Consider the following 2,136-nt stretch of genomic DNA (forward strand, 5'->3'; position numbering starts at 1 on the left):
CGCCCCACGTCGCCTCCTCCCCCCGGCCGGTCGGGCGGCTTACCCGCCGACGGCCAGGGTAGTCGTCGCGCTGCCGAGGTCCGCACGTCCTCGCGCGGTACTGCGCCAAGGCCATGGCCCTGCAGAGTAGGAAGAGGTATGTCCATCGCGAGTGCATTTCGGGTACTTCGTCGTTGTGTTGTGACGTCTCGAGGCCGACGTCGGTGGCGTTGAGGCTGAGTGCCGCCGTGGGGGCTGGAGTCCTCGCCGATGTGGTCCAATCCGCCTTGGGTTCGATAGTTGCGCTCGTGACTGCCGTCGTCATCCTTAGGTTCAGGGAGTCAAGGCAACACACTGGGCTGGAGTTCGATAACCGAGACACTTGCGAGGCCGGTCGTTCAGGCGGGCGGCCAGGGCGTCGAGATCGGCTTGGCTGTGCAGGCCCAGATCGGTGCCCTTCGGTAGGTATTGCCGGATCAGCTTGTTGGTGTTCTCGTTGGTGCCCCGCTGCCATGGGCTGCGCGGTGCGGCGAAGAAAACATCGACTCCTGTGGCTTCGGTGAGCAGCCGGTGGCCGGCGAGTTCCATGCCGCGGTCCCAGGTCAGAGTGCTGAGCTGGCGGGATCCATCAGCGAGAACGCCTGCTGCAGGGCCGGGATGACAGTTGCGGTGTGGCGGCTGGGCAGCGCGACCATGGTCAGGTAGCGCGACTTGCGGTCGACCAGCGTCGCGACCTGGCTGTTCTTGGCCCCGACGATGAGATCTCCTTCGAGGTGGCCAAGCTCGGTCCGTGCGTCAGCCGCGGCAGGCCGTTCCTCGATCGGCCGTGCGCCAACGATCTGGGAACGCCACTGGCCCTTGACCGTGTTCTTCTTGTTCTTGCGGATGGGACGTCCCGTGCGCAGCTTCGCGCACAGCTCACGCGGGATCACCTTCCACCGTATCGTGTAGATCGCGCGGTAGATGCTCTCGTGGCTGATCCGCATGAGCGGGTTGTCGGGGTGCACCAGCCGCAGATGTCCCACGATCTGCTCCGGAGACCACTCGGTCTCCAGCAGCTCGATCACCAGCTGACGTAGCACCAGGTTGTCCTGCAAGGCGGACGGTTTCGGGCGACGCGCCTGCTCCTGAGCGCGTTGCTCAGCGGCGAACGCACGGTATTTCAGCCGGCCGCCGTTGCGGGCGACCTCACGGCTCACGGTGAACGGCGCACGGCCGATGGACACGGCGATCGAACGCATGGAGGCGCCAGCCTCGAGACCGCGAGAGATCGATTCCCGGTCTCCAGGGGTCAACCCATCCGCCCGACGCACCCGCTCGGCCGGCGCGATGCCGCCGTGGTGCTTCAATACCGTGAAGACCGATCCTGGCGGCTTGCCGAGTGCTCGAGAGATCACGCTGATGGACTCACCGGCACGCCAGCGCCGCCACAAGTCTTCTTTTATCGCGTCCGACATTCCCGGCCGACCCATCCGAGCCACGATCCACCCATCCACCCATCCACCCATCCACCAGCAGCGTTGCGTTGATCGTTTGAATCTAAGTCGGCTTTTTTCGCCTCGGAACTCGACCCCACCGGCGACGGTCGTGACGCTCGTCGACGAGCTACGCGATCGCTTCGGGGCCGAGCCCGTCCTCCGGGTCCTCAACATCGCCACCTCCACCTACTACGGCTGGCTCGCCCAAGCCGCCGAACCGTCTGCTCGGCGACGCGAGGACGCGGACCTGGCCGTGGAGATCGCGGAGATCCATGACGTCTCCGGCGGCACCTACGGCAGTCCACGAGTGCCGCCATGCTGCGTCGCCAAGGCCGGAACGTGGGCCGCAAGCGGGTCGAGCGGTTGATGCGCGACGCCGGCCTGCAAGGGGCGTTCCTGCGCAAGAACCGCCTTCCTGCTAACGACCTCGTACAGGATTGGTCGGAGTGAAGAGTCGCTTTATCAGCGGTGAGTGTGGTTCCCGAACTGAATCTCGGTTTCGTGTGAGTAGTTGTCGGGTGACGTGAGTGTGATCCTCATGTTTGACTGGGGTCTATGGGGGCTGGGCAGGCGCGGCTGGCGATTGAGGTTCCCCCGGTTTGCCGGAGGGTTGGTTACCTGGCGCCGGTGGGCTCAGGTTGAACGATAGCCATCTGGTCGTGCTGTGCCTGGTGGGTGT

4 protein-coding genes are annotated in these 2,136 nt (G+C 65.2%); 2 read left to right on the forward strand and 2 right to left on the reverse strand.

The features are described 5' to 3' along the window. Positions 1–312: 312 nt before the first annotated feature. Complete coding sequence (locus ACGFIG_RS30700; RefSeq protein ID WP_393008869.1) at positions 313–567, reverse strand: IS30 family transposase; 255 nt, start codon at positions 565–567, stop codon at positions 313–315. 14 nt (positions 568–581) lie between these two features. Beyond that, positions 582–1,475: an IS30 family transposase gene (locus ACGFIG_RS30705; RefSeq protein WP_393008871.1), complete on the reverse strand. Its 894-nt coding sequence runs from the start codon at positions 1,473–1,475 to the stop codon at positions 582–584. A 91-nt stretch (positions 1,476–1,566) separates the two neighbouring features. Here ACGFIG_RS30705 and ACGFIG_RS30710 point away from each other — a divergent pair, with 91 nt between their 5' ends. Both ACGFIG_RS30710 and ACGFIG_RS30715 read left to right on the forward strand, forming a co-directional pair. After that, positions 1,567–1,824 (forward strand): hypothetical protein, encoded by a 258-nt coding sequence (locus ACGFIG_RS30710; RefSeq protein WP_393008875.1) that lies wholly within the window; start codon positions 1,567–1,569, stop codon positions 1,822–1,824. After that, a complete protein-coding gene (locus ACGFIG_RS30715; RefSeq protein ID WP_393008873.1) occupies positions 1,773–1,907 on the forward strand; it encodes an IS3 family transposase in 135 nt (44 codons plus the stop codon). Before ACGFIG_RS30710 ends, ACGFIG_RS30715 begins: the two co-directional genes overlap by 52 nt. The last annotated feature ends 229 nt before the right edge of the window (positions 1,908–2,136 follow it).

Source organism: Micromonospora sp. NPDC049048 (assembly GCF_043197615.1).
GTDB lineage: Bacteria > Actinomycetota > Actinomycetes > Mycobacteriales > Micromonosporaceae > Micromonospora.

Excerpts from the sequence above, each read along its gene's own strand:
- ACGFIG_RS30700 (WP_393008869.1), bottom strand. The coding sequence starts at position 567 with ATGGAACTCGCCGGCCACCGGCTGCTCACCGAAGCCACAGGAGTCGAT.
- ACGFIG_RS30715 (WP_393008873.1), top strand. The coding sequence starts at position 1,773 with ATGCTGCGTCGCCAAGGCCGGAACGTGGGCCGCAAGCGGGTCGAGCGG.